This window comes from Amycolatopsis ruanii (genome assembly GCF_003385175.1).
Taxonomy (GTDB): Bacteria; Actinomycetota; Actinomycetes; order Mycobacteriales; family Pseudonocardiaceae; genus Amycolatopsis_E; species Amycolatopsis_E thermalba.
In genome coordinates this window covers 169,247-176,030 of the sequence record NZ_PQHY01000006.1, presented here as the reverse complement: position 1 = coordinate 176,030, position 6,784 = coordinate 169,247, and the positions used below count along the sequence as shown (strand labels likewise).

Annotated in this window: 8 protein-coding genes and 1 pseudogene; 3 read left to right on the top strand and 6 right to left on the bottom strand. The window is 71.7% G+C overall.

Features of this window, described 5'->3' with window-relative positions:
• Positions 1 to 160 (bottom strand): annotated as a pseudogene (locus tag D0D28_RS36540) (IS256 family transposase); the annotation flags it as partial.
• 566 nt (positions 161 to 726) lie between these two features.
• On the opposite strand from D0D28_RS36540, the gene D0D28_RS05510 reads away from it, so the two are divergent.
• The 3 genes from D0D28_RS05510 to D0D28_RS05500 are packed head-to-tail and all read left to right on the top strand — an operon-like array spanning position 727 to position 4,306.
• Positions 727 to 2,217, top strand: a complete 1,491-nt coding sequence (locus D0D28_RS05510) for an FAD-dependent oxidoreductase (RefSeq protein WP_116109945.1) — start codon at positions 727 to 729, stop codon at positions 2,215 to 2,217.
• The gene (locus D0D28_RS05505) at positions 2,142 to 3,278 is read left to right on the top strand and encodes a carboxylate-amine ligase (protein WP_116109944.1); all 1,137 of its coding nucleotides are present in this window, start codon (positions 2,142 to 2,144) and stop codon (positions 3,276 to 3,278) included. Before D0D28_RS05510 ends, D0D28_RS05505 begins: the two co-directional genes overlap by 76 nt.
• Before the next feature lie 41 nt (positions 3,279 to 3,319).
• Positions 3,320 to 4,306 carry an iron-containing redox enzyme family protein gene (locus D0D28_RS05500; protein ID WP_162830985.1) on the top strand — a complete coding sequence of 329 codons (987 nt, stop codon included), beginning with the start codon at positions 3,320 to 3,322 and terminating at the stop codon, positions 4,304 to 4,306.
• Between the two features lie 2 nt (positions 4,307 to 4,308).
• Here the strand turns inward: D0D28_RS05500 and D0D28_RS05495 are convergent, their stop codons facing one another.
• The 5 genes from D0D28_RS05495 to D0D28_RS05475 are packed head-to-tail and all read right to left on the bottom strand — an operon-like array spanning position 4,309 to position 6,701.
• Entirely contained in the window at positions 4,309 to 4,596 is a 288-nt protein-coding gene (locus tag D0D28_RS05495; RefSeq protein WP_094008305.1) for a hypothetical protein, read from the bottom strand.
• Between the two features lie 28 nt (positions 4,597 to 4,624).
• Positions 4,625 to 4,828 carry a CDGSH iron-sulfur domain-containing protein gene (locus D0D28_RS05490; protein WP_094008304.1) on the bottom strand — a complete coding sequence of 68 codons (204 nt, stop codon included), beginning with the start codon at positions 4,826 to 4,828 and terminating at the stop codon, positions 4,625 to 4,627.
• Entirely contained in the window at positions 4,806 to 5,462 is a 657-nt protein-coding gene (locus tag D0D28_RS05485; protein WP_094008303.1) for a HemK2/MTQ2 family protein methyltransferase, read from the bottom strand. The genes D0D28_RS05490 and D0D28_RS05485 overlap by 23 nt, the downstream gene beginning before the upstream one ends.
• 28 nt (positions 5,463 to 5,490) lie before the next feature.
• Positions 5,491 to 6,501, bottom strand: coding sequence for a DNA topoisomerase IB (locus D0D28_RS05480; protein ID WP_116109951.1), 1,011 nt, complete (start codon positions 6,499 to 6,501; stop codon positions 5,491 to 5,493).
• 5 nt (positions 6,502 to 6,506) lie between these two features.
• A complete protein-coding gene (locus D0D28_RS05475) occupies positions 6,507 to 6,701 on the bottom strand; it encodes a DUF2795 domain-containing protein (RefSeq protein ID WP_094008320.1) in 195 nt (64 codons plus the stop codon).
• Positions 6,702 to 6,784 lie beyond the last annotated feature (83 nt).

Sequence of the window (6,784 nt, the reverse complement as noted above, 5' to 3'; positions counted from 1 at the left end):
TCTCCTCATTCAGCGCGGTTTCCAACACGTTCTTGGTGAACAGCTTCAACAGCCCGTTCGGGCCGGTCAGCTCCAGCCCCCGCTGCCGGGCCTCGGCCACCATCGCCACCGCAGCGGCCTGCTCCGGTGACAACCGCTTCTCACTCTTACGTGGAGTCACAGCCCCAGATGTCATCACTCACAGTGCCCATCCCGCCGGACCTCAGCCCGGCGTGTCGGGCCAGAAACACCGATCTTGAAACAGTCCCTTTGGTCGCCGAGCAGGCGTGTCAAGGTACTCTTTCCCGCCTTGACACGCCTGCTCGGCGACTGAAACACAATCAGGCATCGGGGGCGGGGGTGGTCGGAAGGTGACCTTTTGGCGCCGTAGGCGCCATCCGCCCGTAGGGCGGGCTCTTCGCCTGCCCAACGTCACCTCTAAAGATCAAAAGATGTCCTCGCCGGACGGGCAGGCTCCGGGATGACCAAGGGGTGCCTCGTCTCGCCTTGGCGAGGTGGTCGCTGTGTGGTCATCCCGTCGCCTTCCGGTTTGTGCATATCACTTTGAGCCAGGCCCGCAAGGTTGGCATGGTCGGCCGCCGGAGAGAGCCCGGGTTGCGGCCCTGGCTCAAAGTGATCGTCACGTGTCAGGCGACGGGATGACCACCCAGCTACCTTGGGTTCGAAGATCCGCGCTGCGCGCCCTCCGGTGCGTTTCGGTTTCGTTGCTCCGGGGCAATCTGGGCCGTGAGCATCGAGCTGCCTGAACCCCGTTCCCTCTGGGTGGAGACCGCTCCGGCGCCGGACCGGGGTGGGCGTGATCTGCCCGCCGAGGCGGACGTCGTCGTGATCGGGGCCGGCATCGCGGGTCTCACCACCGCCTACGGGCTCGCCCGCGCCGGACGGCAAGTCGTCGTCCTCGAGGCCGCCGAGGTGGCCTCCGGCGTCTCCGGCCACACCACCGCCAAGCTCTCCGCCCAGCACGCCCTCAAGTACGCCACCCTCACCTCCCGCAAGGGCAGGCAAGCCGCCACGCGGTACGGGCGCGCCCAGCTGGAGGCGATCGAGTGGGTGGCCCGCACGTCGTCCGAGCTGGGCATCGACTGCGGCTTCGTCCGGCGGGACAGCTTCGTCTATTCCACCGACACCGCCCAGCTCGGCAAGCTCCAGCAGGAGGCCGAGGCCGCCGCCGAGGCCGGGTTGCCCGCGGACTTCGTCGAGCACGTCGATTTGCCGATCACCACCGTCGGCGCGGTCCGGTTCGTCGACCAGGCCCAGTTCCACCCCCGCCGCTGGCTGCTGGGCCTCGCCGACGCGATCGAGCAGCTCGGCGGCCGCATCGTCGAGCGGGTCCGCGCCCGCAAGCTGGACGAGCGGCCCACACCCACCGTGCACACCGACCGCGGCCAGGTGAAAGCCCGCGACGTCGTCGTGGCCACCCACTACCCGATCTTCGACCGCGGCCTCTACTGGGCCCGCCTGGACATCACCCGCGACCTCGTCGTCGCCGGGGACGTGCCGGAGCCGGACGGGGTGTACCTCGACGCGGTCACCCACCGCTCCATCCGCGGCCACACCGAAGTCGACCGCCACTACGTCATCGTCGGCGGCGAGCACTACCGCACGGGTGAACCGGTCGACGTCGAGGCCCGCTACCGCCGCCTCGCCGAGGCCGCCGCGACCTTCGGCGTCACCAAGGCCACCCACCGCTGGTCCGCCCACGACATGACCACCCTCGACAACGTCCCCTACATCGGCCGCTACCACCCGGCCACCCGCAACGTGTGGGTGGCGACCGGCTTCGGCCAGTGGGGCATGACCGGCGGCACCTCCGCCGGGCTCGTCCTGACCCAGCTGATCACCGGTGGCGACCACCCCGCCGCGAGCCTCTACGACCCGAACCGCTTCGACCTGAAGTCCTCGGTCACCCTGGCCGAGGACGGCGTCAAGGTCGGCAAGCAGTACGTCACCGGATACTCCCGAGCCCTCACCGCCACCCCCGACGACCTCGCCCCGGGCACCGCCAAGGTGTCCCGCCGCGGCGCCGACGTCGTCGCCTCCTACCGCGGCGAGGACGGGCAGCTGCGGGAGGTCAGCGCCCGCTGCACCCACCTGGGCTGCGTGGTCGCGTTCAACAACGCCGAGAAGACCTGGGACTGCGCATGTCACGGATCGCGATTCGCCACGGACGGCTCGGTGATCCAGGGCCCGGCGACCCGGCCACTGCCGCCGGCCTGACCATCGGCGTCGAGGAGGAGTTCCTGCTGCTCGACCCCGCCACCGGCGCGACCCTGCCACGCGCGGCCGCGATCCTGGCCGCCGACCCGCCCCTGCCGCCCGGCGCGAAACTGCACCGCGAGCTGCGCGCCACCCAGGTGGAGACCGCGACCGGCGTGTGCACCGAGGCCGGCCGCCTGCGCGAACAGCTCGTGATGAACCGCACGGCCCTCACCGACGCGGCCCGCGTGCACGGCGCCGTCGTCGCCTCCTGCGGCACCCCGGTCCTGTCCGGACCGTCCACATCGGAGAACCAGGACGGCCGCTTCGGTGACATCGACCGGATCTACCGCGGCATGGTCGCCGACTACGAGGCGTGCGGCTGCCACGTCCACGTCGGCGTGCCCGGCCCGGAGGCAGCCGTCGCGGTCATGAACCACCTGCGCCCGTGGCTGCCCACGCTGCTCGCGCTGTCGGTGAACTCGCCGTTCGACCGCGGCCGCGACACCGGCTACGGCAGCTGGCGGATGGTGCAGCAGTCCCGCTTCCCCGGCGCGGGAATCCCGCCGCGCTTCCGCGACCACGCGGCCTACCGCGCCGAGGTGCGGCGGTTGGTGGACTGCGGTGCGCTGGTCGACGAGTCGATGTCGTTCTGGCTCGTCCGCCCGTCCTCGTCGTTCCCGACGCTGGAGTTCCGCGTCGCCGATGCCGCGTCCACAGTGGACGAGGCGGTTCTGCAGGCCGTGCTGTCCCGCGCCCTGGTGCGCCGCGCCCTCGCCGAGGACACCGCGCCGCCGGAAATGTCCGAACAGGTCGCCGCGGCCGCGTTGTGGGCCGCGGCCCGGGACGGGATCGACGGCGAGGGAGTCCACCCGCTGCGCGCCACCCGGATGCCGGCCTGGCAGCTCGTCACCGAACTGGTCGACCACGTCGCACCCGCGCTCGACGAAACCGGTGACCGGGAGCTGGTGGCGATCACCCTGGAACGCCTGCGCCGCGAGGGCAGCGGCGCGCGACGGCAGCGCAAGGCCGCCGCGGCCGGCCTGCCCGCGCTGCTCGCCACCCTCACCCACCAGGGTTGACCAGCACCGGGCCGGGGTAACCGTCCGTCGTGACGACTGCCATGACGCTTTCGGCTGCCCTCCCGGCAGCCAGGGGACCGCTCTCCGCGGCCGTGATCGAGGCCCTCGGCCGAGACGAGCGCGGGGACTTCCCGGAACTGCCCGAGACGGTGGCCGCCGACCCCTTCGGCGAGGACCTCCAGCTCGCCCTGCACGTCTGCTACGAACTGCACTACCAGGGGTTCACCGGGGTCGACCCGGACTGGGAGTGGGACCCCGACCTGCTGCGCCTGCGCGCCGCCATGGAGCGGGTGTTCCTGGCCGCCCTGCGCGCGCACACGCCCGGCGGCGACGACGTCGAGGAGGCGCTCGCGCCGCTGCTCGTCGAGCCGGTGAACGGCACCGGCCTGTCGCAGTTCCTCGCCGCCGAGGGCACCTGGGACCACCTCCGCGAGTACTTCGTGCTGCGCTCGATCTACCACCACAAGGAGGCCGATCCGCACGCGTGGGTGATCCCGCGGCTGCGCGGCAAGCCGAAGGCGGCATTGGTGGCCGTGGAGTTCGACGAGTACGGCGGCGGCCGCGCCGACCAGGTGCACGCCCAGCTCTACGCCGACCTGCTCGACGGCGCCGGGCTGAACTCCGACTACCTGCACTACCTGGAACACGCCCCGGCCTGCATGCTCGCGGTGGTCAACATGATGTCGCTGTTCGGCCTGCACCGCCGGTTCCGCGCCGCGCTGGCCGGGCACTTCGCCGCCGCCGAGATCACCACCGCGCCCAGTGCCCAGCGCATGGAGAAGGCGTTGCGGCGCCTGGACGCCGACGAACGGTGCCGGTACTTCTACACCGAGCACATCGAGGCCGACGCGGTGCACGAGCAGATCATGCGGCGTGACGTCCTCGGCGGCCTGCTGGCGACCGAGCCGGAACTGGCCGGCGACATCGTGTTCGGCATCCAGGCCACCGACCTGGTGGAGCAGCGCTTCGCCGACCACGTGCTGGGCGCCTGGCAGGAGGGCCGCAGCGCGTTGCGCGAGCCGTTGTAGACCTACCCGGTGCTCACCCGCCGCGCGCGGCGGGTGAGCACCAGCACCACGGTCAGGACGAGGAACCCGGCGGCTCCCGCCACTCCCGCCTCGAACGGTGGCCCGGGGATCGGCTCCACGACGGTCCCGCCGGCCGCCGTGCCGATCTCACAGCCCCGCGCGCTGATCGCGGCGCTGAAGTCCTGTCCCTCCAGGCAGCGCTTCGCCTCCAAAGCGGTCACCGCCGCCCAGGCCACCAGCCCGCCGCAGAGCGACATCGCGGTGAGCAGGACTGCGAGCGGCGGTTTCACGGCCGCATCCTACTGGGGGCGGGAAACCTCAGTTCCGCACGCGCTTGCGATGGCTCGTGTCGCAGAAGGGGTACCGCTTGCTGCGGCGGCACGCGCACAACGCCACCACGAACCGGTCCGAGCGCGCGACCGTCCCGTCGGGCATCTCCAGCTCCACCGGGCCCTCCACGAGCACGGGCCCGCCGTCGACGAGCGTCACCTTGCGGGGCTCAGCGTTCCGTCCGATCGGCACGGATCACCACCAGTTCCTCGTGTCGCTGCCCCGGCGCGATGAGCCCGGAGCGTTCCAGGAAGTCGACGCGGCCACGCAGCACCGGGCCGAACGGCTCGATCGCCCGCGCCACCACGGAGGTCTTCAACCCGTTGTCCCGCAGCATCTCCACCGTCTGGCGGGTACCGCACAGCGACGAATGGACCACCAGCATCGTCCCACCGGGGGTGAGCAGGTCGTAGGCCCGGTCGCACAGGCAGTCCAGGTGCTTGCGCCCGTCCACGCCGGCGTCCCAGGCCAGCGCCGCACCGTCGGGGTCCTCGCCCGACTCGCACGGCACGTACGGCGGGTTGGCCAGCACCACGTCGAACGGCGCGCCCTCGATGGTCCGCGAGAGGTCGCCGTGCCGCACCTCCACGGGGAGCCCGCGCACCCGCGCGTTGAACCGCGCGCTCAGCACCGCGGGCAGGTACCGGTCCACCGCGGTCACGCTCGCCGCTCCATTGCGGACCGCGGCGATCGCCAGCGCGCCGGTGCCCGTGCACACCTCGAGAACCCGCGCGCCGGCCGGCAGGCGCGCTTCCCGCATCGCGCGCATCAGCAGCCAGGTGTCCGCCTGTGGCCGGTACACCCCGGGAAGTCTGAGCAGTTTCACCTGTTGCAGGTACCACCAGGAGGAGAAGTCAAACGTTGTCCAGCAGGCGGACGACCGCGCGCTCCAGCACCTCCCGGTCCTCGTCGCCGCGGATGCCGGTGTGGCCGAGCCGGTGCACCGCCGAGGCGATGGTCCTGCCGCGCGCGTGCGCCTCCACGATCCGCGGGTCCACATAGGACTTCCGGCACACCGCGGGGGTGTTGCCCAGCTCCTCGGACACCTCGCGCATCACGGCGGCCTGCGTGCGTTTCAGCCCGCGCTGGGACTTCACCTCTTCGGCTGCCGCGAACGCGGTGGCGGCGAGCACGGTCGCGTTCCACGTCCGCAGGTCCTTCACGGTGAAGTCGTCCCCGACCATCTCCTTGAAGCGCTCGTTGATCTCGTCGGCGTGCACCTCGTGCCAGCCGTTGGGTGTGCGGTACACGAACAACCGGTCGCTTCCCGTCCGCGCGCGGCGCAACGCCTTCACCGCCGCGGCCAGTTCGGCGTCGCTCAGCGTGATGTTGCGTTCGATCCCGCCCTTGGCGGGGTAGCAGAAGGTCAGCTCGTCCCGCTTGACGGTGACGTGCTCGCGCAGCAGGGTCGCGGCCCCGTAGGTGCCGTTGTTCTCGGCGTACTCCTCGCTGCCGACCCGGAAGACGCCCCGGTCGATCATCCGCAGCACCGCCGCCAGCACGCGCTCGCAGCCCAGACCCGGCTTGACCAGGTCCTCGGCGACCCGCCGGCGCCACTGCGGCAGCCGCTTCGCCAGCTCGACGACGCGCTCGTGCTTCTCCTCGTCCCGCTCCTGGCGCCAGCGGTCGTGGTAGCGGTACTGGCGGCGGCCGGCGTCGTCGGTGCCCACCGCCTGGATGTGACCGTTCGGATACGGGCAGATCCACACGTCGCGCCACGCCGGCGGCACCGCGAGGCTCTTGATCCGCTGCAGGGTCTCCTCGTCGCGCAGCGGCTCCCCCTCGGGGGTGAAATAGCGAAAGCCTCGGCCACTGCGCCGCCGCCGGATGCCGGGCTCGGAGAGCTTGCTCTTGCGCAGCCGCATGGCCATCAGGTGATTTCGCCGCAGGCGCTGGTCACGGCGTCGAGGTCGGGGTAGGTGGAGTCGGGGATCGCGCCCAGGTGCCCGAGCGTGCTGTCGTCCGCGCCGTGGGCCGTGGCCTGGCGGATCAGCTCGGCCCGATCGCACGGGAAGTCCACATCGGACAGCAGTGCGCGGAGTCGTTCCGGGTCGGGCGTGGTCATGGCCGCCGGATACCCCACGTCCACTGCGGCAAACGGGTGCTCGGGCAGACCGGTCTGTCCGGCCGGTTCCGCACCCGGTCCGG